Origin of the sequence: Caenispirillum bisanense, assembly GCF_900230255.1 — a bacterium.
In the GTDB taxonomy this organism is placed as follows: Bacteria; Pseudomonadota; Alphaproteobacteria; order Rhodospirillales; family Rhodospirillaceae; genus Caenispirillum; species Caenispirillum bisanense_A.
The window spans coordinates 1-23,996 of sequence record NZ_OCNJ01000001.1 but is presented as its reverse complement, the minus strand read 5'-3'; the positions used below and the strand labels follow the sequence as shown (position 1 = coordinate 23,996).

36 protein-coding genes and 1 pseudogene are annotated in these 23,996 nt (G+C 67.6%); 2 read left to right on the top strand and 35 right to left on the bottom strand.

The features are described from left to right. The 3 genes from CRP50_RS00180 to CRP50_RS00170 all read right to left on the bottom strand — a co-directional run bounded on the left by CRP50_RS00180 (nucleotide 1) and on the right by CRP50_RS00170 (nucleotide 3,539). Nucleotides 1-1,794, bottom strand: coding sequence for a chloride channel protein (locus CRP50_RS00180; protein WP_245913318.1), 1,794 nt, complete (start codon nucleotides 1,792-1,794; stop codon nucleotides 1-3). A 131-nt stretch (nucleotides 1,795-1,925) separates the two neighbouring features. After that, nucleotides 1,926-2,963: a GGDEF domain-containing protein gene (locus tag CRP50_RS00175; RefSeq protein WP_141415037.1), complete on the bottom strand. Its 1,038-nt coding sequence runs from the start codon at nucleotides 2,961-2,963 to the stop codon at nucleotides 1,926-1,928. 90 nt (nucleotides 2,964-3,053) lie between these two features. Then, a complete protein-coding gene (locus tag CRP50_RS00170; protein WP_245913317.1) occupies nucleotides 3,054-3,539 on the bottom strand; it encodes a thioesterase family protein in 486 nt (161 codons plus the stop codon). Nucleotides 3,540-3,653: 114 nt separating this feature from the next. Here CRP50_RS00170 and CRP50_RS00165 point away from each other — a divergent pair, with 114 nt between their 5' ends. Further along, nucleotides 3,654-4,568 carry a tetratricopeptide repeat protein gene (locus CRP50_RS00165; protein WP_176524962.1) on the top strand — a complete coding sequence of 305 codons (915 nt, stop codon included), beginning with the start codon at nucleotides 3,654-3,656 and terminating at the stop codon, nucleotides 4,566-4,568. Further along, nucleotides 4,568-4,708 carry a hypothetical protein gene (locus tag CRP50_RS25395; RefSeq protein WP_176524961.1) on the top strand — a complete coding sequence of 47 codons (141 nt, stop codon included), beginning with the start codon at nucleotides 4,568-4,570 and terminating at the stop codon, nucleotides 4,706-4,708. Before CRP50_RS00165 ends, CRP50_RS25395 begins: the two co-directional genes overlap by 1 nt. Before the next feature lie 321 nt (nucleotides 4,709-5,029). Here CRP50_RS25395 and CRP50_RS00160 read toward each other — a convergent pair whose 3' ends face one another. The 32 genes and pseudogenes from CRP50_RS00160 to tuf all read right to left on the bottom strand — a co-directional run. Continuing rightward, nucleotides 5,030-5,992, bottom strand: coding sequence for an RluA family pseudouridine synthase (locus CRP50_RS00160; protein WP_097276960.1), 963 nt, complete (start codon nucleotides 5,990-5,992; stop codon nucleotides 5,030-5,032). Continuing rightward, nucleotides 5,989-6,375 (bottom strand): fluoride efflux transporter CrcB, encoded by a 387-nt coding sequence (crcB, locus tag CRP50_RS00155; RefSeq protein WP_097276959.1) that lies wholly within the window; start codon nucleotides 6,373-6,375, stop codon nucleotides 5,989-5,991. The genes CRP50_RS00160 and crcB overlap by 4 nt, the downstream gene beginning before the upstream one ends. Further along, nucleotides 6,372-7,703, bottom strand: coding sequence for a replication-associated recombination protein A (locus CRP50_RS00150; RefSeq protein ID WP_097276958.1), 1,332 nt, complete (start codon nucleotides 7,701-7,703; stop codon nucleotides 6,372-6,374). The genes crcB and CRP50_RS00150 overlap by 4 nt, the downstream gene beginning before the upstream one ends. 22 nt (nucleotides 7,704-7,725) lie before the next feature. Continuing rightward, the gene (locus tag CRP50_RS00145) at nucleotides 7,726-9,165 is read right to left on the bottom strand and encodes a DegQ family serine endoprotease (RefSeq protein WP_097276957.1); all 1,440 of its coding nucleotides are present in this window, start codon (nucleotides 9,163-9,165) and stop codon (nucleotides 7,726-7,728) included. 114 nt (nucleotides 9,166-9,279) lie between these two features. Then, nucleotides 9,280-9,705, bottom strand: coding sequence for a 50S ribosomal protein L17 (rplQ, locus tag CRP50_RS00140; RefSeq protein WP_097276956.1), 426 nt, complete (start codon nucleotides 9,703-9,705; stop codon nucleotides 9,280-9,282). A gap of 268 nt (nucleotides 9,706-9,973) precedes the next feature. After that, nucleotides 9,974-10,990: a DNA-directed RNA polymerase subunit alpha gene (locus CRP50_RS00135; RefSeq protein WP_097276955.1), complete on the bottom strand. Its 1,017-nt coding sequence runs from the start codon at nucleotides 10,988-10,990 to the stop codon at nucleotides 9,974-9,976. Nucleotides 10,991-11,183: 193 nt separating this feature from the next. Continuing rightward, entirely contained in the window at nucleotides 11,184-11,579 is a 396-nt protein-coding gene (rpsK, locus tag CRP50_RS00130; RefSeq protein WP_097276954.1) for a 30S ribosomal protein S11, read from the bottom strand. A gap of 22 nt (nucleotides 11,580-11,601) precedes the next feature. Further along, a complete protein-coding gene (gene rpsM, locus CRP50_RS00125) occupies nucleotides 11,602-11,970 on the bottom strand; it encodes a 30S ribosomal protein S13 (RefSeq protein ID WP_097276953.1) in 369 nt (122 codons plus the stop codon). Between the two features lie 98 nt (nucleotides 11,971-12,068). Beyond that, nucleotides 12,069-12,740, bottom strand: a complete 672-nt coding sequence (locus CRP50_RS00120) for an adenylate kinase (protein ID WP_097276952.1) — start codon at nucleotides 12,738-12,740, stop codon at nucleotides 12,069-12,071. Continuing rightward, nucleotides 12,740-14,080 carry a preprotein translocase subunit SecY gene (gene secY, locus CRP50_RS00115; protein WP_097276951.1) on the bottom strand — a complete coding sequence of 447 codons (1,341 nt, stop codon included), beginning with the start codon at nucleotides 14,078-14,080 and terminating at the stop codon, nucleotides 12,740-12,742. Before secY ends, CRP50_RS00120 begins: the two co-directional genes overlap by 1 nt. Nucleotides 14,081-14,131: 51 nt before the next feature. Continuing rightward, nucleotides 14,132-14,617, bottom strand: coding sequence for a 50S ribosomal protein L15 (gene rplO, locus CRP50_RS00110; RefSeq protein ID WP_097276950.1), 486 nt, complete (start codon nucleotides 14,615-14,617; stop codon nucleotides 14,132-14,134). Nucleotides 14,618-14,661: 44 nt separating this feature from the next. Further along, nucleotides 14,662-14,850 (bottom strand): 50S ribosomal protein L30, encoded by a 189-nt coding sequence (gene rpmD / locus CRP50_RS00105; RefSeq protein WP_097276949.1) that lies wholly within the window; start codon nucleotides 14,848-14,850, stop codon nucleotides 14,662-14,664. A gap of 5 nt (nucleotides 14,851-14,855) precedes the next feature. Beyond that, nucleotides 14,856-15,470 (bottom strand): 30S ribosomal protein S5, encoded by a 615-nt coding sequence (rpsE, locus tag CRP50_RS00100; RefSeq protein ID WP_097276948.1) that lies wholly within the window; start codon nucleotides 15,468-15,470, stop codon nucleotides 14,856-14,858. Nucleotides 15,471-15,482: 12 nt separating this feature from the next. Continuing rightward, nucleotides 15,483-15,842, bottom strand: coding sequence for a 50S ribosomal protein L18 (rplR, locus tag CRP50_RS00095; protein ID WP_097276947.1), 360 nt, complete (start codon nucleotides 15,840-15,842; stop codon nucleotides 15,483-15,485). 11 nt (nucleotides 15,843-15,853) lie between these two features. Continuing rightward, complete coding sequence (gene rplF, locus CRP50_RS00090) at nucleotides 15,854-16,390, bottom strand: 50S ribosomal protein L6 (protein ID WP_097276946.1); 537 nt, start codon at nucleotides 16,388-16,390, stop codon at nucleotides 15,854-15,856. A gap of 11 nt (nucleotides 16,391-16,401) precedes the next feature. Next, a complete protein-coding gene (gene rpsH / locus CRP50_RS00085; protein ID WP_097276945.1) occupies nucleotides 16,402-16,800 on the bottom strand; it encodes a 30S ribosomal protein S8 in 399 nt (132 codons plus the stop codon). Between the two features lie 15 nt (nucleotides 16,801-16,815). After that, on the bottom strand, nucleotides 16,816-17,121 hold the full coding sequence (gene rpsN, locus CRP50_RS00080; protein WP_097276944.1) for a 30S ribosomal protein S14: 306 nt from the start codon (nucleotides 17,119-17,121) through the stop codon (nucleotides 16,816-16,818). 19 nt (nucleotides 17,122-17,140) lie between these two features. Continuing rightward, nucleotides 17,141-17,683, bottom strand: a complete 543-nt coding sequence (rplE, locus tag CRP50_RS00075) for a 50S ribosomal protein L5 (RefSeq protein ID WP_097276943.1) — start codon at nucleotides 17,681-17,683, stop codon at nucleotides 17,141-17,143. A 13-nt stretch (nucleotides 17,684-17,696) separates the two neighbouring features. Beyond that, nucleotides 17,697-18,014: a 50S ribosomal protein L24 gene (gene rplX / locus CRP50_RS00070; protein WP_097276942.1), complete on the bottom strand. Its 318-nt coding sequence runs from the start codon at nucleotides 18,012-18,014 to the stop codon at nucleotides 17,697-17,699. After that, nucleotides 18,014-18,382 (bottom strand): 50S ribosomal protein L14, encoded by a 369-nt coding sequence (rplN, locus tag CRP50_RS00065; RefSeq protein WP_097276941.1) that lies wholly within the window; start codon nucleotides 18,380-18,382, stop codon nucleotides 18,014-18,016. Before rplN ends, rplX begins: the two co-directional genes overlap by 1 nt. A gap of 38 nt (nucleotides 18,383-18,420) precedes the next feature. Then, entirely contained in the window at nucleotides 18,421-18,660 is a 240-nt protein-coding gene (gene rpsQ / locus CRP50_RS00060; RefSeq protein WP_097276940.1) for a 30S ribosomal protein S17, read from the bottom strand. Nucleotides 18,661-18,681: 21 nt separating this feature from the next. Next, nucleotides 18,682-18,885, bottom strand: coding sequence for a 50S ribosomal protein L29 (rpmC, locus tag CRP50_RS00055; RefSeq protein ID WP_097276939.1), 204 nt, complete (start codon nucleotides 18,883-18,885; stop codon nucleotides 18,682-18,684). A gap of 3 nt (nucleotides 18,886-18,888) precedes the next feature. Then, the gene (rplP, locus tag CRP50_RS00050) at nucleotides 18,889-19,308 is read right to left on the bottom strand and encodes a 50S ribosomal protein L16 (protein ID WP_097276938.1); all 420 of its coding nucleotides are present in this window, start codon (nucleotides 19,306-19,308) and stop codon (nucleotides 18,889-18,891) included. A gap of 38 nt (nucleotides 19,309-19,346) precedes the next feature. Continuing rightward, nucleotides 19,347-20,018 (bottom strand): 30S ribosomal protein S3, encoded by a 672-nt coding sequence (gene rpsC / locus CRP50_RS00045; protein WP_097276937.1) that lies wholly within the window; start codon nucleotides 20,016-20,018, stop codon nucleotides 19,347-19,349. After that, nucleotides 20,018-20,398 carry a 50S ribosomal protein L22 gene (gene rplV, locus CRP50_RS00040; protein ID WP_097276936.1) on the bottom strand — a complete coding sequence of 127 codons (381 nt, stop codon included), beginning with the start codon at nucleotides 20,396-20,398 and terminating at the stop codon, nucleotides 20,018-20,020. The genes rpsC and rplV overlap by 1 nt, the downstream gene beginning before the upstream one ends. 3 nt (nucleotides 20,399-20,401) lie before the next feature. Beyond that, nucleotides 20,402-20,680 carry a 30S ribosomal protein S19 gene (gene rpsS / locus CRP50_RS00035; protein WP_097276935.1) on the bottom strand — a complete coding sequence of 93 codons (279 nt, stop codon included), beginning with the start codon at nucleotides 20,678-20,680 and terminating at the stop codon, nucleotides 20,402-20,404. Nucleotides 20,681-20,692: 12 nt separating this feature from the next. Beyond that, entirely contained in the window at nucleotides 20,693-21,529 is an 837-nt protein-coding gene (gene rplB / locus CRP50_RS00030; RefSeq protein WP_097276934.1) for a 50S ribosomal protein L2, read from the bottom strand. Nucleotides 21,530-21,533: 4 nt separating this feature from the next. Beyond that, nucleotides 21,534-21,845, bottom strand: a complete 312-nt coding sequence (locus CRP50_RS00025) for a 50S ribosomal protein L23 (RefSeq protein ID WP_097276933.1) — start codon at nucleotides 21,843-21,845, stop codon at nucleotides 21,534-21,536. Continuing rightward, nucleotides 21,842-22,459: a 50S ribosomal protein L4 gene (rplD, locus tag CRP50_RS00020; protein WP_097276932.1), complete on the bottom strand. Its 618-nt coding sequence runs from the start codon at nucleotides 22,457-22,459 to the stop codon at nucleotides 21,842-21,844. Before rplD ends, CRP50_RS00025 begins: the two co-directional genes overlap by 4 nt. 6 nt (nucleotides 22,460-22,465) lie before the next feature. Then, nucleotides 22,466-23,212 (bottom strand): 50S ribosomal protein L3, encoded by a 747-nt coding sequence (gene rplC, locus CRP50_RS00015; RefSeq protein ID WP_097276931.1) that lies wholly within the window; start codon nucleotides 23,210-23,212, stop codon nucleotides 22,466-22,468. Between the two features lie 12 nt (nucleotides 23,213-23,224). Further along, entirely contained in the window at nucleotides 23,225-23,533 is a 309-nt protein-coding gene (gene rpsJ, locus CRP50_RS00010; RefSeq protein ID WP_043645655.1) for a 30S ribosomal protein S10, read from the bottom strand. A gap of 79 nt (nucleotides 23,534-23,612) precedes the next feature. After that, nucleotides 23,613-23,996: pseudogene (tuf, locus tag CRP50_RS00005) on the bottom strand (elongation factor Tu); the annotation flags it as partial.

Genomic DNA, 23,996 nt, shown 5'->3' with positions numbered 1-23,996 from the left:
TCAGAACGGCGGCAGGTCGCGCCGCTCGCCGCGGTCTTCCGCCTGCGCCGCCATGAGCGCCCGGTTGAAGGCGAGCAGTGCCTCCGCCTCGTGGACGCAGCCGACGAAGCGGCGCGTTTCCTCGTGGGCGACCACGGCGACGTGCTCCTCCTTCACCTCCAGCATGACCTTGAGCGCCCGTTCCAGGCTGTCGTCGGCCTCCAGCAGGGGCGGGTTCCGGCGGCAGACGTCGAAGGCGTTCACCAGGTCGTCGAGGGCCGGGTCGAAGGCGATGTCCGACAGGTCGGCCAGCGTGATGGTGCCGACGAAGCGGCCGCTCTGCGCCTCCACCACGAACAGCTCGCCGTAGGGTGTGCGCTGCAGCTTCTCGCGTACCAGGGGAAGGCGGCATTCGGGGCCGACGGTGGCGCATTCCGGGGCCATGACGTCGCGCACCCGCAAGGAGCGCAAGAGCCGCACGTCGTGCTGCTGCACCTTCAGGCCGCGCCGCTCCAGTGCCCAGTGGAACCAGCTGGACCGGCCGCCGATCTGCGTCGTGACGACGGTGGAGATCACCACGGCGATCATCACGGCAATGGTCAGGCCGTAGTCGCCCGTCAGCTCGAAGATGATGAGCACGGTGGAGATGGGCGCCCCCAGCACCGCCGCCGACACCGCCCCCATGCCGACCAGGGCGTAGGCGCCGGGGCCGGTGGAGAGTTCAGGGAAGGCGTTGGTCGCCAGCACGCCGAAGGCGCCGCCCACCAGCGCCCCGAAGGCGAGGCTCGGCGAGAACACGCCGCCGCCGAAGCCGAAGCCGAGCGACAGCGCCGTCGCCGCCAGCTTGGCCGCGGCCAGCGCCGCCAGCAGCAGGAACGGCAGGTCGCCGTGCAGGGCGTCGTCGGTCACCTCGTAACCGACGCCGAGCACGCCCGGATAGGCCAGCGCCAGCACGCCCAGCGCCACACCGGCCACCGGCGGCCGCGACCACTGCGGCAGGCCGGTGCGGTTGGCGAGCCGCTCGCTCCACAGGATGGAGTGCATGAACAGCAGCGCCATGATGCCCGACAGCACGCCGAGGCCGGCGAAGGCGGGGAACTCCAGCACGTGGATGTCGCGGAAGGCGGGGATGATGAAGGCCGGGTAATCGCCGAACCAGCCGCGGCTGATCATGGTGCCGGTGACCGAGGCGATGACCACCGGCGCGAAGGCCGACAGGGCGTAGTGGCCGACCACCACCTCGTGGGCGAACAGCACGCCGGCGATGGGGGCGTTGAAGCTGGCCGCGACCGCCGCCGCCGTCCCGCAGCCGAGCAGCACGCGCGACAGCGACCGCCCGAAGTGCAGGCGCTCGGCGAGCCAGGCGCTCATGGCGGCGCCCAGCGTCACCGCCGGCCCCTCGCGCCCGACGGAGGCGCCGGCCCCCAGCGACAGGGCCGCGCCCACCACCGCCATGATGCCGGGCACCACGGGCATGCGGCCGCCCTTCAGCGCCGCGCTCTCGATCACCTCGGGGATGCCGAGCGGCCGCCGGCCGGGCATGAGCAGGCGGTAGAACAGCCCGACGACCAATCCGCCCACCACCGGCGCCAGCACGATGTGCCACCACGGCAGCCCGACGACGACGGACGCCAGCCGCTCGTCGCCGCTGCCGTAGTAGAGCGCCTGGACGACGCGGATCAGTTCGCGGAAGCCGATGACGCCGGCGCCCACCGCCACGCCGACCACCAGCGCCAGCACCCCCAGCACCAACTGGTCGTTGCGCACGATGCGGCGGACATGGAACAGCAGGCGGGAGGGGCGAAGCTTCTGCACGGGTCCGAACGGGGCGGCTGGGGGGACCGCGGCACATCGACGGCAGGCGCCGAAAGACGTCGCGGAGTCATGAGCCTAGCATAGCCCCACGGGCGACCGCGGCACCACCCCCTGCGGCCGATCGGGCGATCTCAGGCGATCTGCCGTTCCAGCTCCGCCTGGGTGCACACCCGGTTGCGGCCGTTGCGCTTGGCGGTGTAGAGCGCTTCGTCGGCGCGCTGCACGAAGCCGGTCAGCGGCTCGCCGAGCGCCATTTCCGCCACACCGATGGACAGGGTCACCTTGCCCAGGTCCTGGTTGGTGCGGCGGTTGACGATGCGGCGCGAGGCGACGGCGAGGCGGATCTTGTCGGCCAGGGCGCGCGCGTCGGTCAGCGTGCAGGACGGCAGGATGACGGCGAATTCCTCGCCGCCGTAGCGGGCGGCGGTGTCGCCGGGGCGCACCGTGTCCACCATGGACTTGGCCACCAGCTTCAGCACCTGGTCGCCCAGCAGGTGGCCGTGGGTGTCGTTGAAGGCCTTGAAGTGGTCGATGTCGATCATCAGCAGGCTGACGAAGCCGCCCTTGGTCTGCGCCTTGGCGGCCGACTCGATGAGGATGCGCTCGAACACCCGGCGGTTGGCGATGCCGGTGAGGCCGTCGATGCTCGCCTGCTCCTCCATCACCGTCAGGTTCTGGCGCAGTTCCGACACTTCCTTGCGGCTGTCGGTGAGCTGCTGCTCCAGCGCCCGGTTCAGCTCGGCCATGCGGCGCGTCTCGGCGAGCACCGAGGCCAGCGTCTGGTTGAGCTGTTCCGGCTGCCCGGCGCGCTCCACCAGCCCCTGCAGGGTGCGGCCGTAGTCGGCGGCGCCCTGTTCGGCGGTGCCGACGGCATAGGCGACGGTGGCGATGGTTTCTTCCAGCTTGCGCGAGGCGTCGTCGATCCCGTCCCGCCGGGCCTGGCCGGTGAAGTGGCGCTGATAGAGGCCTTCACAGACCTCGGGGGAGAAGGTCGTGCCGTCGCCCAGCAGGCGGTCCACCTCGCGCCGCAGGTCGGGCAGACCGTCGGCCTCGTAGGCGTACCACAAGAGGTAGTTGTTGGGCGTCGGAGCCACGGCCAGCGTCGCCATGCGCGACAGCGCGGCGGCGGCCAGGGCATCGGCCCGCTCCTTGGTATGCGCGAACTGCATGAACGTCACGTCCCCACGACTCTATAGCGGAAGTATTACGCCGTTTCACGGTGACGTCACCCAAAGTTTCTCCAAAATCGTCGAAAACCCTCAGCGTCCGCCGATGGCGCGGCCCGCCTTGTCCGGCCACGGGCTCGCATCGGCGGCGACCAGCGCCTCGAGCCGCGCCCGCACGTCCGGGTCCCACAGCACAGAGCGGCGACTCGCCATGTCGACGTGCACCATCATCACCTCGTTGGTGGCGGCGAGGAAGCCGTCCTCGGCGTGGTGCATGGTGTGGAACAGGCGCAGCGTCTTGTGCCCGACCGCCAGCGGCCGCGGCTGGATGCGCAAGGGCGCACCCTGCACCACCTCGCCGTCGTAGGTGACGTGCGCCTCCACCACGAAGACGGAGCGCTGCGTCCGCTCCCGCCAGTCGGCGCCCAGGCCGGCGGCATCGAAGAAGGCGTCCGTCGCGTGGTCGAAGGCGAGCACGTAGAAGGCGACGTTCATGTGGCCGTTGTAGTCGACCCACTCGGGCCGCACGGTTTCCAGATGGGGCGGCACGGCGGGCATGGGCGTGGGGGCGGATGTCATGTCGGCGTCGTCTCCCTGTCATATGACGTCCATGGGGGCAGCGTTCGCGCCCGGGTTCCGTTATACTGTGTCCAGTACCCCACTGAAACGGCGCGGAAAGCGCGGGAGGACGCCATGGCCATCGACAAAGGCAACGACGCACTGGCCGAGGCCGAGCGCCACTGGGTGGAGGGCGACCCGCAGCGCGCCGCCGAGGCCGCCCGCCGCGCCCGCCTGCACTATCACGACGCCCGCGATCCCGACGGCGAGGCCTCCGCCCTCATCCTGCTCGGCGACATGGAACTGGACGCCGACCGCCTGTCCGACGCCCGCCAGGCCTATGTGGAGGCGCGCCAGCTCCTGGCGCCGTCGGGCGAGCAGGCGCACCAGGCGGCGGTGCTCATGCGCCTCGGCCTGCTGCACCGGCTGGAGGAGACGCCGCGCGAGGCGGTGGAGTGCTTCCAGTCCGCCATCGAGCTGTTCAGCGCCGCCGGCGACCTGTCGGGCGAGGCGCTCGCCAACATGCAGATCGGCCACGTCGCCCGCGGTCTGGAACAGCGTGACGACGACGCGGTGATGCACTACACCCACGCCCGCGCCCTCTACTCCAAGGCCGGCGACACCCTGGGCGAGGCCCACGCCATGAAGGCGCTCGGCCACCTGCAGACGCTGCTCGGCCACGCCGACAAGGCGCACGAGATGCTGGAAGGCGCCATCGAGCGCTTCGCCGAGAACGGCGACAGCCTGGACGAGGCGGAAGCGACAGGCGGCCTCGGGCTGCTGCTGCGCTCGCTGGGCGACGAGGACGCCGCCTTCGACGCCTTCCGCCGCGCCAGCAAGCTCTACGCCGGCGCCGGCCACCTGGAGGGCGAGGCGGAAATGCTCATGGAGATCGGCGAGATCGAGGCGGGCCGGAACCCCAAGCACGCCCGCAAGACCTTCCAGCACGCCGCCGAGCTGTTCCAGCGCGCCGGCCAGCAGGACCTGCACGAAGCCGCCGTGCGCGCAGCCGACACGGTGGCGCGGGCGGAAACGGAAGGCCTCGGCTGATGCCCCCCGCCGGCCCCTCCCCCGCCGCCACCCTCGGCGCCGCCGCCATCCTGGCCGCGGCGCTGGCGGCGGGCGTTGCGCTGTGGCAGGACTGGGGGCTGCTGGTGTTCCTCAACGGCGGCGGCTTGTTCTGCTTCTGAGGGCGCACGCGGCGCGCCCGCTCACCCCCTCCGGTGTCGCGGCGGGCCCCGGCGGTCGGCCGACGCCACTCCCGACGAACTCGGGAGACCTCTTGGTGTCCTTGGTGTCTTGGTGGCTGAACAACCGCAGCCCCAGCGACCGATGACGCCGCTGGCACTCGCCGCTGTCATGGCCCTGAAAACACGGAAGCCCACGCTTGCGCGTGGGCTCCGGAAAGGGCGTGACCGACGTCTCGATCGCTTCCCACCGTCAGATTACCGCGGTTCACAGCGCCTTCAAGCGCTTTCGTGCATGGGGTCGCACGGCCGGACGTCCAGACCTTACTCCCCCTCCCACCCGAAGAACCCGAAGGTCTCGCGCATGTGCTCGGGCAGTTCGGCGGTGATTTGAAGCGAGCCGCCGCGCGGGTGGGGGATGGTCAGGCTGCGGGCGTGCAGGTGCAGCTTGCGGCTGATGCCGTGGCCCATCATGTGCGCCTCCGCCCCGCCGTACTTGCCGTCGCCGAGGATGGGCGTGCCCATGTGGGCGGCGTGGACGCGCAGCTGGTGGGTGCGCCCCGTCAGCGGCTCCATCTCCAGCCACGCCGCCTTGCCGGCCACCGACTCCAGGGTGCGGTAGACGGTGACCGACGGCTTGCCCCAGTCCTCGTCCACCTCCATGCGCTCGCCGGCCTTGCCGGGGGCCTTGGTGATGGGGGCGGAGACCTTGCCCTCCGCCGGCTTCGGCGTGCCGACCACGACGGCCCAGTAGATCTTCTGCGTGTCGCGGCTGCGGAAGGCCGCCGTCAGGGCCGTCGCTGCGAAGGTGTTGCGGGCGATGACCAGCACGCCCGAGGTGTCGCGGTCCAGCCGGTGGACCAGCTTCGGCCGCTCGTCGGCGTCGGGGTCGTCCATGAGCGCCGGCAGCAGGCCGTCGACGTGCTTGGTCGTGCCCGTGCCGCCCTGCACCGCCAGGCCCGGCGGCTTGTTCAGGATGATGACGTCGTCGTCCTTGTGGATGACGCAGCCGCGGATCATGGCGGCGTCGGCCGGCGAGATCTGCTGGCGGCGGTCGACGTCGGGCGGCAGGTCGGGCTGCTCGCCGAGCGGCGGCACGCGCACCACCTGACCCTTTTCCAGCCGCTGCGCCGCCTTGGCGCGCTTGCCGTCGACGCGGATCTGGCCGGTGCGCAGAAGCTTCTCCAGGCGGCCGTGCTTCAGCTCCGGGAACCGCCGCTTGAACCAGCGGTCGAGCCGGGTGTCGTCTTCCGCCTGTTCGACGGTGATGGTCTGTACGCCGCTCATGTCAGCATCTGCCTTGCCACGAATAAACCGAATACCAGGGCGAGCACCCCGACGACCACCGTCGCCGCCAGATAGGCGCCCGCCGCCCATACCTGATCGCGCTGGACCAGGGTCACCACGTCCAGCGAGAAGCTGGAGAAGGTGGTGAAGCCCCCCAGCACGCCGACGAACACGAAGGCGCGCGCCTCGCCCGACATCACGCCGCGCAGCGCCGCCGCCTCGATCAGCAGGCCCATGACGAAGCTGCCGACGATGTTGACCGCCAGCGTTCCCCACGGGAAGCCCGTGCCCATAATCCGCGCCAGCAGCACGCCGACGGCATAGCGCCCCATGCTGCCGAGCGCCCCGCCGGCCGCCACGGCCAGCAGCATCTGCGGCGTCATGCGCCCCCTCCCCCGGTGCCCTCGTCGTCCTTGTCGTCGGCCGCCTGGCGCCGGGCGCGCAGGCGGTCCCACCAGTCGATGCGCTTGCGCAGTTCGCGCTCGAAGCCGCGTTCCGGCGGATCGTAGAAGCGGTGGCGCGCCATCTCCTCGGGGAAATAGTTCTGCCCCGAGAAGGCCTCCGGCGCGTCGTGGTCGTAGGCGTAGCCCTTGCCGTAGCCCAGGTCCTTCATCATGCGCGTCGGGGCATTGAGGATGTGCTTGGGCGGCATCAGGCTGCCGGTCCCCTTGGCCGCCTTGCGCGCCGCCTTGTAGGCGACGTAGCCGGCATTGGACTTGGGCGCGGTACCGAGATAGACCACCAGCTGCGCGATGGCCAGCTCGCCTTCCGGGCTGCCGAGGCGGTCGTAGGTCTCCCACGCCGCAATGGCCTGGGTGACGGCGCCCGGATCGGCCAGCCCGACGTCCTCCACCGCAAAGCGAGTCAGCCGCCGCAGCAGGAAGGCGGGGTCCTCGCCGCCGTCGAGCATGCGCGCCATCCAGTACAGCGCCGCGTCGGTGTCCGACCCGCGCAGGGACTTGTGCAGGGCGGAAATGAGGTTGTAGTGGCCCTCGCGGTCCTTGTCGTAGACCGGCGCCCGCCGCTGCACCACCGAGGCGAGGCCGCCGGCGTCCAGCGGCTCCGCCGGCCCGAAGTTCACCACGTCCTCCGCCATGCCGAGCAGGTAGCGCCCGTCGCCGTCGGCGATGGCCTTCAGTGCCGCGCGGGCGTCGGCGGTCAGCGGCAGGGGCGCACCCAGTTCCGCCTCCACCCGCGCCAGCAGCGTCTCCAGCGCCGGCTCGTCCAGCCGGTTGAGCACCAGCACGCGGCAGCGCGACAGCAGGGCGGCGTTCAGCTCGAAGCTCGGGTTTTCCGTGGTGGCGCCCACCAGCACCACCGTGCCGTCTTCCACGTAGGGCAGGAAGCCGTCCTGCTGGCTGCGGTTGAAGCGGTGGATCTCGTCGACGAACAGCAGCGTGCCGCGGCCCGTCTCGCGCCGCGCCCGCGCCGCCTCGAACACCTTGCGCAGGTCGGCGACGCCCGAGAACACCGCCGACAGCGGCTCGAAGTGCAGGTCGGTGCGGTCGGCCAGCAGGCGGGCGATGGTGGTCTTGCCGCAGCCCGGCGGCCCCCACAGGATGATGGAGGTCAGCTTGCCGGCGCGCACCATCCGCCCGAGCGGCCCGTCGGGGCCGATCAGGTGGTCCTGCCCCACCACCTCTTCCAGCCGCTGCGGCCGCAGGCGGTCGGCGAGGGGGCGGGGGGCGTGCGCGTCGAACAGGGTGGCCACGGGGCGGCTGTCTCCGGCTTTCCTAGCGGCCGAGCAGGACGGTGGTGGAGCGGCCGGCGCGGGTGAAGGTGATGCGCCAGGTATCGGCCTTCCGCACCGCCGCCTGCAGGGCGTCGATGGTAAGCGTATCGCTGTCGTTGACCCGCGTCACCACGTCGCCGGGGCGGAAGCCCACCTGCGCCGCCACGCCGCCGCGCAGCAGGCGCTGGATGACGACACCGCGCTGCAGGCCGGGCAGGCCCATCTCCTCGGCCAGCGCCGGGTTGATGTTGGCGACCTCGGCACCGCCGAAGGGGCCGGCGCGGTCGTCCAGGCGGGTGACGTTGCGCGGCGGGTCCTCGGGCGGAGCGATGAGGGCGACGGTCACGTCCAGCGGCGCGCCCTTGCGCAGAACGCTCATGCGGGCCGTGCCGCCGACCGGGGCGGTGACGATGCGGTAGCGCAGTTCCGACGGATCGGCGACCGGGTGGCCGTCCATGGCGGTGATGACGTCGCCGATGCGCAGGCCCGCCTTCTCCGCCGGGCTGCCGGGGTAGAGGCCGTTGACCAGCACGCCCGCCGGCCGCGGCAGGCCGAGGCTCTGGGCGATGTCGGCGGTGACGCCCTGCCCCGCCGCGCCGAACCACGGGCGCACGGCCTTGCCGTCGGACAACAGGCTGTCGACGACGACGCGCACAAGATCCGACGGAATGGCGAAGCCGATGCCGACGCTGCCGCCGTCGCGGGAATAGATGGCGGTGTTGACGCCGATGAGGTTGCCCGCCGAGTCGACCAGCGCGCCGCCCGAGTTGCCCGGGTTGATGGCGGCGTCGGTCTGGATGAAGCTGCGGTAGTCCGCCTGGCCGCCGCCGGTGGTGCGCGACAGGGCGGAGACGATGCCCATGGTGACCGTCTGGCCGACGCCGAAGGGATTGCCGACCGCCAGCACCAGGTCGCCGACCTCCAAGAGGTCGCTGTCGCCGAGCGGCAGCACGGGCAGGTCGGCACCGTCGGTCTTCAGGCGCAGCACGGCGAGGTCGGTGCGTTCGTCGGTGCCGACGACCTCGGCGGCGAACTCACGCCGGTCGGACAGGACGACGGTGATTTCGGTGGCGTTCTTCACCACGTGGTCGTTGGTGACGACGATGCCGTCGGCCCGCACGATGACGCCCGAGCCGAGGGAGTTCTGCACCTGCTCGCGCGGCTGGCCGAGCAGCTGGTCACCGAAGAAGCGGCGGAAGAACGGATCGTTGAACAGCGGCGAGACGGGCTGGCGCTGCTGCACCACCGTCTTGGTGTAGATGTTGACGACCGCCGGCGTGACGGCCTTCACCACCGGCGCGAAGCTGAGGCTGATTTCGGCCCGGTCCTGCGGCACGACGCGCGCCGGCTCCTCCTGCTGGGCCGTCGCCACCCCGCCCGTCACCAGGGCGGCGGCGCAAGCCAGCGCGGCGACGATCCCCTTCACCCACCCCTGCGGCATCTGTCCTCCACTCCTTCCTTCGGCGGTTGCATCCGCCGCTGATATAGGGCGCAAAGACGAAAGGGCAGCCGCAAGGGCTGCCCTTCCTGTCGTCCGGGTCGCGAAAGCGCCCGATTACTCCTGCTCGGCGGCCTCGACCTCGGCGGCGTGCCGCGCCTTGTCCTCGGCACCCTTGGCGGCCGGGTCACGGTCGACCAGCTCGATGACGGCCATGGGCGCGGCGTCACCGTAGCGGAAGCCGGCCTTCAGGACGCGGGTGTAACCACCGCTGCGGTCCTTGTAGCGCTCGGCCAGGGTGGAGAACAGCTTGCGGACCACCTCTTCCTCGCGGATCACCGCGAGAGCCTGGCGGCGGGCGTGCAGGTCGCCGCGCTTGCCGAGGCTGATCAGCTTCTCGGCGACCGGACGCAGATCCTTCGCCTTCGGCAGGGTGGTCTTGATCTGCTCGTGCTTGAGCAGAGCCGTCGCCATGTTGGCGAACAGCGCCTTGCGGTGAGCCTTCGTGCGGTTCAGCTTGCGGCCCGACATACCGTGACGCATGCGATCGTCCTCCTATCCCTGGTCTCGCGGCGCGAAACCGATTGCGAAACCCGCCGCCGCGCCCTGGATGAAAGGACTATGCGGCATGTACGGCGGGGCGGTTCCCTCGTGGAACCGTTCGGGGCCGCCCGTATAGACGAGACGGCCCCGGAAGGCAAGTGCGGAGCGGCTGGCGCCCCGTTTCCTCTGGCTGCGGCCCGGTCCGCTGCCGGGCCCTGCGGGACCGGCCGGCACGACCGCGCCCGGCGCCCGAGGGCAGTCAGACGCCTCAGTACGGCTCTTCCAGCTTCTTGGCCAGTTCCTCGATGTTCTCGGGCGGCCAGTTCGGAATTTCCATGCCGAGGTGGAGACCCATGGAGGCGAGCACCTCCTTGATCTCGTTCAGCGACTTGCGGCCGAAGTTCGGGGTGCGGAGCATTTCCGCTTCCGTCTTCTGCACCAGGTCGCCGATGTAGATGATGTTGTCGTTCTTCAGGCAGTTCGCCGAACGGACCGACAGCTCCAGCTCGTCCACCTTGCGCAGGAGGTTCTTGTTGAAGGGGAGTTCCTCCTCCTTCTTCTCCTCGTAGGCGGCCTGCGGCTCATCGAAATTGATGAACAGCTGCAGCTGGTCCTGCAGGATGCGGGCGGCCAGCGCCACGGCATCCTCGGGCGACACGGCGCCGTTGGTCTCGACGGTCATGGACAGCTTGTCGTAGTCGGTGACCTGACCGACGCGGCTGTTCTCGACCTTGTAGGAGACGCGCTTCACCGGGCTGAAGATGCTGTCGACCGGGATCATGCCGATCGGGCTGTCTTCGCTGCGGTTCATGGCGGCCGGGACGTAGCCCTTGCCGGTGTTGACCGTGAACTCCATGTCGAGCGTCGCGCCCTGGTCCAGGTGACAGATCACCAGGTCCGGGTTCATGATCTCGATGTCGGCGCTCGACTCGATCTGGCCGGCGGTGACCGGGCCCGGACCGCTGGCCTTCAGGGTCATGCGCTTCGGACCCTCGCCGTGCATGCGCAGGCCGAGCGTCTTGATGTTCAGGATCATGTCCGTGACGTCCTCACGGACGCCTTCGACGCTGCTGAACTCGTGCAGGACGCCTTTGATCTGGATGGCGGTGACCGCCGCACCCTGCAGCGACGACAGCAGCACGCGACGCAGCGCGTTGCCGAGCGTCATGCCGAAGCCGCGCTCGAGCGGCTCGGCCACGACCGTCGCGACGCGCGACGGATCGTCGCCGGGCTCCACGGAGAGCTTCGACGGTTTGATCAGTTCCTGCCAGTTCTTCTGAATCACGGGCGTGCCCCTTGTTTATCCGGTTGTCTCCGGGGCCTGCCGGCACCCGGTAACGCCGAAGTCCCTCTGCCTGCGCGCTAAACCCAGGATTGGGACGGCACAGCGCCGGCCAGAGCCTTGCGGCTCGGGCCGGCGAAACCTTGCGGACCGTACGGCTGCGCCGCGCAGGTTTCCTGCACGGCGGCCCGGCGCCTCAGACGCGCCGGCGCTTGCGCGGACGGCAGCCGTTGTGCGGAATCGGCGTGACGTCGCGGATGGAGGTGATCATGAAGCCCACCGCCTGCAGCGCGCGGAGCGCCGACTCGCGACCCGAACCGGGACCCGACACTTCGACCTCGAGGGTCTTCATGCCGTGCTCCGCGGCCTTGCGACCGGCGTCCTCCGCGGCCACCTGGGCGGCGTAGGGGGTCGACTTGCGCGAGCCCTTGAAGCCCTGCGAACCGGCCGACGACCAGGAGATCGCGTTCCCCTGCACGTCGGTGATGGTGATCATGGTGTTGTTGAACGACGCGTTCACGTGCGCGATACCGGAAGAAATGTTCTTCCGCTCGCGACGACGCGGACGGGCGGTCTGAGCAGCCTTGGCCATTGCCGAAACCTATCCTTCTCGCTTACTTCTTCTTGCCGGCGATCGGCTTGGCCGGGCCCTTGCGGGTGCGCGCGTTGGTGTGCGTGCGCTGGCCACGGACCGGCAGGCCCTTACGGTGACGCAGGCCGCGGTAGCAGCCCAGGTCCATGAGACGCTTGATGTTCATCGCGACTTCACGACGCAGGTCGCCTTCGACCTTGTAGTCCGCGTCGATCATTTCACGGATGCGCAGGACCTCGTCATCCGACAGCTGGTTCACACGGACCGCGTCGGCGATACCGATCTTGCTGCAGATCTCCTTCGCCTTCTTCGGGCCGATACCATAGATGTAGGTCAGCGCAATCTCCACCCGCTTGTTGGTGGGAATGTTAACGCCAGCGATACGCGCCAAAGCCCGTACTCCTTACTCTTCTGCGACTGTTATGTCGAATTGCGTTTCTAGGGCGGGTGACCCGAAGGTGCGCGATTATAGGTATCGCGCAGCCGGAGTCAACCTGCCGCCGTGGATTTTTCCAGGATGGAGACCAGATCGGCGGTGACCTGGTCGATGTCCTTGGTGCCGTCGACGACGTGCACCTTGCCCGTCTTCTCGAAGTGCGCCAGCACGGGCGCCGTCTGGCGGTGATAAGCCTCCAGGCGCGACACCACCGTTTCGGCGTTGTCGTCGGCCCGGCGCTTGAACTCCGTCGAGCCGCAGGCGTCGCAGACGCCCTCGACCTTGGGGCGCTGGTACGTGTCGTGGTAGCCGCGGCCGCACTTCGCGCAGGCGAATCGACCGGTGATGCGTTCCACCAGCAGCTCGTCCGGCACGCGCAGCTCGATGACGGCGTCGAGCGGCATGCCCTTGTCGGCCATCAGCGACTCCAGCGCCTCCGCCTGCGGAATGGTCCGCGGGAAGCCGTCCAGGATGAAGCCGTTGGCGCAATCGGGCTGATCCACCCGCTCGGAGATCAGGCCGATCATCAGGTCGTCGGACACCAGCTGGCCGGCGTCCATCACGGCCTTGGCCTGCTTGCCCAGCTCCGTGCCGGCAGCGACCGCCGCCCGCAGCATGTCACCGGTGGACAGCTGCTTGATGCCGAACGTGTCTTCCAGCCGCTGCGCCTGCGTGCCCTTGCCGCCGCCGGGCGGGCCCATGAAGATGATACGCTTCCCCTTCATCAGCGCTTACCCCTCAGTTTGGACTTCTTGATGAGCCCCTCGTACTGGTGCGCCAGCAGGTGGGACTGGATCTGCGCCACGGTGTCCATGGTCACGGTGACGACGATGAGGAGCGACGTGCCGCCGAAGTAGAAGGGCACACCGACCTCAGCGATCAGGATCTCGGGCAGGACCGAAATGACCACCAGGTAGACCGCGCCCACAGCCGTCAAACGGGTCAGCACGTAGTCGAGGTAGTCTGCGGTGTTCTTGCCGGGCCGGATGCCGGGCACGAAGCCGCCGTACTTCTTCAGGTTGTCGGCGGTCTCCTGCGGATTGAAGACCACGGCCGTGTAGAAGAAGGCGAAGAACACGATCAGCGCCGAGAACAGCACGATGTGCAGGGGCTGGCCGAGGCCCAGCATGGCGGTCACGTCACGCAGCCACTGCGGGCCGCTGCCAGCGGTGAAGCTCGCCGCGGTGGTCGGCACCAGCAGGATCGAGCTCGCGAAGATCGGCGGAATGACGCCCGGCGTGTTGATCTTGAGCGGCAGGTGAGTCGATTCGCCGCCGTACATGCGGTTGCCCATCTGGCGCTTCGGGTACTGCACCAGGATGCGCCGCTGGGCGCGCTCGACGAACACGATGCCGGCGATGACGGCGATGGCGAGCAGGATGATGCCGATGATGACGATCGGGCTGAGCGCGCCGGTGCGGCCCAGTTCCAGCATGCCCGCCAGAGCACCCGGCAGGTTCGCCACGATGCCGGTGAAGATGATCAGGGAGATGCCGTTGCCGACGCCGCGGGCGGTGATCTGCTCGCCCAGCCACATCAGGAACAGCGTGCCGCCCACCAGGGTGACGACGGTAGTGAAGCGGAAGAAGTAACCGGGGTCGTACACCGCGGCCGCACCGCCCTCGCCCATCGCCTCCAGACCGACGGCGATGCCGTAGGCCTGCATGATGGTGATGAGGACCGTCAGGTAGCGGGTGTACTGGTTGATCTTCTTGCGGCCCGACTCGCCTTCCTTCTTCAGCGCCTCCATGGAGGGGCTGACGGCGGTCATCAGCTGCATGATGATCGAGGCCGAGATGTACGGCATGATGTTCAGCGCGAAGATGGTCATGCGCGACAGCGCACCACCCGCGAACATGTCGAACATCCCGAGGATGCCGCCGCCCTGCTGCTGGAAGATGCTGGCGAGCGCCTGCGGGTTGATGCCCGGCAGCGGGATGTAGGTCCCGATGCGATAGACGATCAGGGCGCCCAGGGTGAACCAGATCCGCTTCTTGAGTTCAGTCGCCTTCGAAAAGGTGCTGAAGTTCATGTTCGCGGCCAGCTGTTCGGCGGCAGATGCCATGCCCGGTTACTCTCTCGCGTTTTACGAAATGAAAAAGGGAAGAGGCGGCGATTACTCGCCGCCCTCCTCGGAAGCCGCCGGCGCGAGCACCTCGAGGGTGCCACCGGCCTTCTCGATCGCCTCGCGCGCCTTGGCGGAGGCACCAGCGACCTTGAAGGTCGCCTTGGTCTTCAGCTCGCCCATGCCGAGGACGCGCACACCGTCCTTCGCACGACCGATGACGCCCGCGGCCACCAGGGCCTCGGCGGTCACCGGCTGGGCCGCGTCCAGCTTGCCGGCATCGAAGGCCGCCTGGATGCGATCCAGGTTCAGCGAGACGTAGTCCTTGCGGAAGACGTTGTTGAAGCCGCGCTTCGGCAGGCGGCGGTAGATGGGCATCTGACCGCCTTCGAAGCCGTTGATGGCCACGCCGGTGCGCGACGTCTGGCCCTTCACGCCACGGCCGCCGGTCTTGCCCTTGCCGGAGCCGATACCGCGGCCGACGCGGATGCGCTTCTTGGTCGCACCCGGATTGTCGCGGAGCTCGTTGAGTTTCATGTCCGTACCCTGACTTCAGGAGGTTCGGGAGGAAGACCGGCGGATCACTCCGCCGGTTCCACCTTGATCAGATGCGCGACCTTGGAAATCATGCCGCGAACCGACGGAGTGTCCTCGAGGACGCTCGTGCGGTGCATCTTGTTGAGGCCCAGGCCCACCAGGGTGGCGCGCTGGTCCTGCTTGCGGCCGATCGGGCTGCCGATCTGCGTGACCTTGACCTTCGCGTTCGCCATGGTCCTCACTCCTTCGCGCCGGCGACGGCGACAGCGGCGCCGTCACGGCGGGCCACGATGTCGCCCACCTTCTTGCCGCGCTTGGCCGCCACCTGGCGGGGCGACATGAGGTTGTTGAGCGCGTCGAAGGTCGCCTTGATCATGTTGTACGGGTTCGTCGTGCCGGTGCACTTGGCGACGACGTCCTGCACGCCCATGGTCTCGAAGATGGCGCGCATCGGGCCGCCGGCGATGATGCCGGTACCGGCCGGAGCGGTGCGCAGGATGACGCGGCCGGCACCGAAGTGACCGTTCACGTCGTGGTGCAGCGTGCGGCCTTCGCGCAGCGGCACGCGGACCATCTCACGCTTGGCCTGCTCGGTGGCCTTGCGAATGGCCTCCGGAACCTCACGCGCCTTGCCGGTGCCGAAACCGACGCGGCCCTTGCTGTCGCCGACGACGACCAGAGCGGCGAAGGCGAAGCGACGGCCGCCCTTCACCACCTTGGCGACGCGGTTGATGTGGACGAGCTTGTCGACGAATTCGTCGTCACGCTCGGTGCGGTCACGCTGGTCGCTCGGGCGACGGTCGCGGTCCCGCGGGGTGCGCTCGGAGCGCTCAGCGTTGGGTGTACGAGCCATACCGAATATCCCTTAGAACTGGAGACCGCCCTCGCGCGCGGCGTCGGCCAACGCCTTCACGCGACCGTGGTAGATGTAGCCGCCGCGGTCGAACACGACCTGGCTGACGCCGGCTGCGACGGCGCGGGACGCCACCAGCTTGCCGACTTCGACGGCGGCCTCGGACGTGGCGGTCTTCTCGACCTTGCCCTTCAGCTCCTTGTCGAGCGTCGAGGCCGAGGCGAGGGTCTTGCCCTGCACGTCGTCGATCACCTGAGCGTAAATGTGCTTGCCCGAACGGAAGACGGAGAGGCGCGGACGACCGCCGGCCTTCTGCTTCAGGGCGAAGCGGTTGCGCTGAGCGCGACGCTTGAAAAGCTGGTTCTGCTTCATCTGTTTCGCCCTTACTTCTTCTTGCCTTCCTTACGCAGGATCGTCTCGTCGGAGTACTTGACGCCCTTGCCCTTGTAGGGCTCCGGCGGACGGTACCCGCGGATCTCCGAGGCGATCTGGCCGACGCGCTGCTTGTTGGCGCCGGAGATCTCGATCTGCGTGGGCTGCGGCGTGACGATCTTCAGATCCGACGGAATCGGATAATCGACGTCATGGGAGAAGCCGAGCGACAGCTTCAGCGTGTCGCCCTGCACCGCGGCGCGGTAACCCACGCCGACGATGTCCAGACGCTTGCTGAAGCCTTCCGAAACGCCCTTCACCATGTTGGCGATATTGGCGCGCGTGGTGCCCCACAGCATGCGGGCACGCTTGTGCTCGGACTTCGGCTTGATCCAGACCTGCTGACCTTCCATGGAAGCTTCCACGAAGTCGGTCAGGATCGGCAGGCTGAGTTCCCCCAGCTTGCCCTTCACGGTCACGGTGTCATTCGCCAGCGTGACGGTCACGCCAGCCGGCACTTCGACCGGGTATTTTCCAACTCGCGACATCGTTTCGCCCCTTAGAACACCTTGCAGAGGACCTCGCCGCCGACGTTCGCCTGACGTGCTTCGTGATCGGACATCACGCCACGCGGCGTCGACAGGATGGAGATACCGAGGCCGTTGTAGACCTTCGGCAGGTCCTTGATCTTGGAGTAGACGCGGCGACCCGGCTTCGAGACGCGGCTGATCTCCTTGATCACCGGCTCACCGTCCAGGTACTTCAGGTCGACGCGGATCTCGTCGATGCCGGCGCGCACGTTGTAGCGCTCGAAGCCGCGGATGTAGCCTTCGCGCTGCAGAACGTCGAGGACGTTCGCACGCAGGCCGGAGGCCGGAGTGACGACGCTCGACTTGCGCGCACGCTGGCCGTTGCGGATGCGGGTGAGCAGATCACCCAACGGATCGGTCATGGACATGGGTGAATGTCTCCCTTACCAGCTCGACTTCACCATGCCGGGGATCTGGCCACGGGAGGCCAGGTCGCGCAGCATGACGCGGGCGAGCTTGAACTTGCGGTACGTGGCGCGCGGGCGGCCGGTCAGCTCGCACCGGTTGCGGATACGCACCTTGGAGGAGTTGCGCGGCATTTCGGCCAGCTTCATGACGGCCTCGAACCGCTCCTCGGGGGACACGCTCTGGTCCTTGACGATCGTCTTCAGGCTAGCGCGGCGGGCGGCGTACTGCGCCACCAGCTTTTCGCGCTGCTTGTTACGCTGAATCTTGGAAACCTTCGCCATTGTAAATCAGCTCCCGGCCTTACTTCTGGAACGGCATGTCGAAGGCCTCGAGAAGTGCGCGGCACTCCTCGGCATTCTTCGCCGTCGTGCAGAACGCGATATCCATGCCGCGGATGGTATCAACTTCGTCGTAGTTGATTTCCGGGAAGATGATCTGTTCTTTCAGGCCCATGTTGTAGTTCCCGGCCGCGTCGAACCCCTTGGGGGGGACGCCACGGAAGTCCCGGACACGCGGCAGCGCGATGTTCAGGAACCGGTCGAGGAACTCGTACATGCGCTCACGGCGCAGAGTGACCTTGCAGCCGACGACCATGCCGTCGCGCAGCTTGAAGGCGGCAATCGACTTCTTCGCGCGGGTCACGATCGGCTTCTGGCCGGAAATGGCGGTCATGTCCGCAACCGCACCCTCGATCTTCTTGCGATCCTGGGCGGCTTCGCCGACGCCCATGTTGATCACGATCTTGGTCAGGCGCGGGATCTCCATGTGGTTCGCGTAACCGAACTTTTCCTGGAGCTGCTTACGGACGACGGTGTCGTAGTGTTCACGCAGACGCGGGGTCATCACCCAACTCCCATCACTTGTCCAGGACTTCGCCGGAGCGCTTGGAAACGCGCACCTTGCTGCCGTCCTCGAGCGTCTTGAAGCCGACGCGGGTCGGCTTGCTGTCCTTCGGGTCGATGTGGGCGACGTTGGAGACGTGAATGGGCGCCTCCTTTTCGATGATGCCGCCGGCCGACATCGGAGTCGGACGCTGGTGACGCTTGACGACGTTCACGCCCTGGACGACCACCCGGTTCTCGGACGGGATCGAACGGACGACTTCGCCCGTCTTGCCCTTGTCCTTGCCGGCGATCACGACGACGCGATCGCCCTTCTTCACCTTCGCAGCCATTACAGCACCTCCGGAGCCAGCGAGATGATCTTCATGAACTTCTTCGCGCGCAGCTCGCGGGTCACCGGGCCGAAGATGCGGGTACCGATGGGTTCGCCCTGCTTGTTGATCAGCACAGCGGCGTTGCGGTCGAAGCGAATGATGGAGCCGTCGGGACGACGGATTTCCTTCGCGGTCCGGACGATCACGGCACGCGCCACGTCGCCCTTCTTGACGCGGCCCCGGGGGATCGCGTCCTTGACCGACACCACGATGATGTCACCGACACTGGCGGTCTTCCGCTTGGAACCACCCAGCACCTTGATGCACATAACCCGACGGGCGCCGCTGTTGTCGGCAACGTCGAGGTTCGTCTGCATCTGGATCATTGCACCAATTCCTTAAACGTTAGCGGTTGGTGTACTGATTATTCCGCGACGTCCGCCACCACTTCCCAAGTCTTCGTCTTGGAAATGGGGCGGCACTCGCGAATCCGCACCACGTCGCCAACCTTGAACTGGTTGGCTTCGTCGTGGGCGGCGTACTTCTTGGTGCGGCGGATGAACTTCTTGTACACCGGGTGCATGAACCGGCGCTCGACGACCACCGTGATGGTCTTGTCGGTTTTGTCGCTCACCACTACACCCTGAAGAATGCGCCGAGGCATCTACGTCACTCCTTCAGGCACTCAGGCGCCGGCGGGCCGGCGCTGCTCGTTAAGGACCGTCTTGACCTGCGCGATTTCCTTGCGGACGGCGGTCACGCGGGCGGTGTTCTCCAGCTGGCCGGAGGCCTTCTGGAAGCGCAGATTGAACTGCTCTTTCTTGAGTTCGACGAGACGGTCCTTAAGCTCGTCGACGCTCTTGCCACGGAGATCCGTGATGGACGCCATGATTTAGACCCCCTCGCCGATGCGGGCAACAAATTTCGTCTTGATCGGCAGTTTTGCCGCCGCAAGACGGAACGCTTCGCGCGCCACGGCCTCGTCGACACCGTCGACTTCGAACATGATGCGGCCCGGATGAATGCGGGCGACCCAGTATTCCGGCGAACCCTTACCGGAGCCCATGCGGACTTCGGCGGGCTTGCGGGACACGGGCACGTCCGGGAAGACGCGAATCCACACGCGACCCTGACGCTTCATGAAGCGGGTCATGGCGCGGCGGGCGGCCTCGATCTGGCGCGCGGTGATGCGCTCCGGCTCGACGGCCTTCAGGCCGAAGGCGCCGAAGTTCAGGGTGTAACCACCCTTCGCCTCGCCGTGGATGCGGCCCTTGTGCTGCTTGCGGAACTTCGTCCGTTTCGGAGAAAGCATTGCTCTACATCCCTATCGCTGACCGAAGAGGGGCCGCCTTAGCGGCCCGCCTCGGCGGCGCGCTTGTCCTGCGCCATCGGGTCGTGCTCGAGGACCTCACCCTTGAAGATCCACACCTTGACACCGCAGGTGCCGTAGGTGGTCTTCGCGGTGCCGACGCCGTAGTCGATGTCGGCGCGCAGGGTGTGCAGCGGCACACGGCCCTCGCGGTACCATTCCGTACGGGCGATCTCGGCGCCGCCGAGACGGCCGGCGCAGTTGATCCGAATGCCCTGCGCGCCGAGGCGCATGGCGTTCTGCACGGCGCGCTTCATGGCGCGGCGGAAGGCGACGCGGCGCTCCAGCTGCTGGGCGATGTTCTCGGCCACCAGCTGGGCGTCGAGTTCCGGCTTGCGGATCTCGACGATGTTCAGCATCACCTCGGCGCCGGTGCGCTTGGACAGCTCACGACGCAGGTTTTCGATGTCGGCGCCCTTCTTGCCGATCACCACACCCGGACGGGCCGTGTGGATGGTGATGCGGGCCTTCTTGGCGGGACGCTCGATGACGATCCGCGAAACGCCGGCCTGGGCCAGGCGCTTCTTCAGGAAGTCGCGCAGGGCCAGGTCCTGGTGCAGCAGCTCGGGGTAGGTCTGGTCGGCGAACCAGCGGCTGTCCCAGGTGCGGTTGATACCGACGCGCAGACCGATCGGATTGACTTTGTGACCCATTACTCAGTCTCCTCGCGCTCGCGCACCACGATGGTCAGGTTCGAGAACGGCTTCTGGATCTTGCCGACGCGACCACGGGCGCGGGCGCGCCAACGCTTCATCACGAGCGCCTTGCCCACGTAGGCTTCGGCGACGACCAGGCGGTCGACGTCGAGCTGGTGGTTGTTCTCGGCGTTCGCGATCGCGCTCTCCAGAACCTTCTTGACGTCGTTGGAGATGCGACGCGCGGAGAACGTCAGGGCCGACAGCGCAGCCTCGGCCGACTTGCCACGGATCATGGCGGCGACCAGGTTGAGCTTGCGCGGGCTGATGCGGATGGACGCCGAGAACGACTTCGCGGCGTTGTCCGGCAGAGTGCGGGGAGCGGACTGCTTACCCATCGCTTACTTCCTCTTCGCCTTCTTGTCCGCGGCATGGCCGTAGAACGTGCGGGTCGGCGAGAATTCGCCGAACTTGTGACCGATCATGTTTTCGGTCACGAGCACGGGCACGAACTTCTGGCCGTTGTAGACACCGAAGGTCAGACCGACGAACTGGGGCAGGATCGTCGACCGGCGGGACCAGGTCTTGATGACCTCGTTACGTCCGGACGAGCGAGCCGCCTCGGCCTTCTTGAGCAGGTACCCGTCGATGAACGGGCCTTTCCAAACAGAGCGAGCCACTGGCGGCCTCCGTTACTTCTTCTTCGCCTGGTGACGGGTGCGCATGATGAGCTTATCCGTCGCCTTGTTATTGCGGGTGCGCTTGCCCTTGGTCGGCTTGCCCCACGGGGTGACCGGGTGACGGCCGCCCGAAGTGCGACCTTCACCACCACCATGCGGGTGGTCGACCGGGTTCATCGCCACGCCTCGGACACTCGGACGACGACCGAGCCAGCGGTTACGACCCGCCTTGCCCAGGTTTTCGTTCTGATTGTCCGGGTTGGACACCGCACCCACGGTGGCCATGCACTCGCCGCGGACCATGCGCAGCTCGCCCGAGGACAGGCGGAGCTGGGCGTAGCCCTGGTCCTTGCCGATGAGCTGCGCATAGCAGCCGGCGGAGCGGGCCATCTGGCCGCCCTTGCCCGGCTTCATCTCCACATTGTGGACGATGGTGCCGACCGGCATGTTCTTCAGCGGCATCGCGTTGCCCGGCTTGATGTCGGCGCGCTCGGAGGCGACCACCTGATCACCGGCCTTCAGGCGCTGCGGCGCGAGGATGTAGGCCTGTTCGCCGTCCTCGTACGAAATCAGCGCGATGAACGCGGTGCGGTTGGGGTCGTACTCCAGGCGCTCGACGGTCGCGGGAACGTCGAACTTGGTGCGCTTGAAGTCGATCAGACGGTAGCGCCGCTTGGCGCCGCCGCCACGGTTGAAGGCCGTGGTGCGACCGGTGTTGTTGCGGCCGCCGCTCTTGGTCAGACCGTGGGTGAGCGCCTTGACGGGCTTGCCCTTCCACAGGTCCGAACGGTCCACCAGCACCAGCTGGCGGGTGCCGGGGGTGACCGGCTTGTAATTCTTCAGAGCCATCTCGTCACACTCCCGTGGTCACGTCGATGGAGTGACCCTCGGCGAGAGTCACGACCGCCTTCTTGACGTCGCTGCGACGACCGAGGGTGCCCTTGAAGCGCTTGGTCTTGCCCTTCTGGATGAGGGTGTTGACCGCGGTGACCTTCACGTTGAACACGCCCTCGACGGCCGCCTTGATCTCCGGCTTGGAGGCATCAAGCGGGACGCGGAAGGTGACCTGGTTGTGCTCCGAGCCCATGGTCGCCTTTTCGGTGATGACCGGGGCCTTGATCAGGTCGTACATGCGTTCCTTGCTCACGGTGACCTGCTTGCTCATTTCAGGCGCTCCTCGAGCTTCTCGACAGCGGCCTTGGTGAGGACCAGCGTGTCGCGGCGCAGGATGTCGTAGACGTTGGCGCCCTGCTGCGGCAGGACGTCGATGCCGACGATGTTGCGGGCGGCGCGGGAGAACTGCTCGTTCACCTGCTCGCCGTCGATGATGAGCACCGAAGACCAACCCAGCGCCTTGAACTTGGCGGCGAGTTCCTTGGTCTTGGCGACGTCGGCGGCGGTGTCGAGCACCACCAGCTTGCCGTCCTTCGCCTTCGCCGAGAGCGCCGTCTTCAGGCCCAGCTTGCGGACCTTCTTCGGCAGATCATGGGCGTGAGAACGCACGACCGGCCCAAAGATCGTGGCACCACCACGGTACTGCGGGCTGCGCAGCGAGCCCTGACGGGCATGACCCGTACCCTTCTGCTTGTAGGGCTTCTTGGTGGTGCCGGAGATCTCGGAGATCCCCTTCGTCTTGTGGGTACCGGCCTGTCGCTTGGCCAGCTGCCAGCGGACCACGCGATGCAAAAGGTCGCCGCGGACGTCGAGGCCGAAGATGTCTTCGGCCAGTTCGACAGAGCCGGCGCTCTTGTTGTCCAGAGTGATAACGTCAACCTTCATGGCCGATTATTCCTTGCTTTCACCTTCACCCGCGTCGGCGGCCGGGGCCTCCTCGGCAGGCGCGGCGGCCGCGGAGGCGGCAGCCTTGATGCCGGCGGGCATCGGAACGTCGGTGTTCGCCGGCTTCTTCAGGGCGTCGCGGACCAGGACCCAGCCACCGGCGTGGCCGGGCACGGAGCCGCGCACCAGGATCAGACCGCGCTCTTCGTCAGTGCCGAAGACGGTCAGGTTCTGAGTGGTCACACGCTCGACACCCAGGTGACCGGCCATCTTCTTGCCCTTGAACACCTTACCGGGGTCCTGGCGCTGACCGGTGGAACCGTGCGAGCGGTGGGAGACGGACACGCCGTGCGTCGCTTCGAGGCCACGGAAGTTGTGGCGCTTCATGCCGCCGGCGAAGCCCTTACCAATGCTGATGCCCGTGACGTCAATGTACTGGCCGTCGACGAAATGGGCGGGCGACAGTTCGGCACCGACGTCGACGAGGCAATCCTCGGTCACACGGAACTCCGCCAGCTTGCGCTTCGGCTCGACCTTCGCCGCGGCGAAGTGGCCGCGCATGGCCTTGGAGACGTTCTTGACCTTGGCCTTGCCCACGCCGAGCTGCAGCGCGACATAGCCGTCCTTTTCGATGGTGCGCTGGGCGACGACCTGGAGGCCGTCGACCTTGAGCACCGTAACCGGCACGTGTTCACCCGCAGCATTGTACATGCGGGTCATGCCGACCTTCTGAGCGATGAGACCGGTGCGCATCGTACCTGTCCTTTAGAGCTTGATCTCGACGTCGACGCCGGCGGCCAGATCGAGCTTCATGAGCGCGTCCACGGTCTGCGGCGTCGGGTCGACGATGTCCAGCACCCGCTTGTGCGTGCGGATCTCGAACTGCTCGCGCGACTTCTTGTCGATGTGCGGCGAGCGGTTGACGGTGAACTTCTCGATCCGCGTCGGGAGCGGAATCGGGCCGCGCACCTGCGCACCCGTGCGCTTGGCGGTGTTGACGATCTCCAGCGTCGACTGATCGAGGACGCGGTGATCGAACGCCTTCAAGCGGATGCGAATGTTCTGACTATCCATCGTGGGGCATTCCGTAAAAAAAGCGGCGTCCGGGTCCCGATCGCGGGACCAGGACGCCCGCCTTAAAATGGGGTGCGGTTTACTTCACGATCTTCGCGACGACGCCGGCACCGACGGTGCGGCCACCTTCGCGGATGGCGAAGCGCAGGCCTTCGTCCATGGCGATGGGGGCGATCAGCGACACGGTGATCGAGATGTTGTCGCCCGGCATCACCATTTCGGTGCCTTCCGGCAGCGCGATCGTGCCGGTGACGTCGGTGGTGCGGAAGTAGAACTGCGGGCGGTAGTTGGAGAAGAACGGCGTGTGACGGCCACCTTCTTCCTTGGTCAGGATGTAGCACTCGGCCACGAAGTCGGTGTGCGGGGTGATCGAGCCCGGCTTCGCCAGGACCTGACCGCGCTCCACGTCTTCGCGCTTGGTGCCGCGCAGCAGCGCGCCGATGTTGTCGCCGGCCTCGCCCTG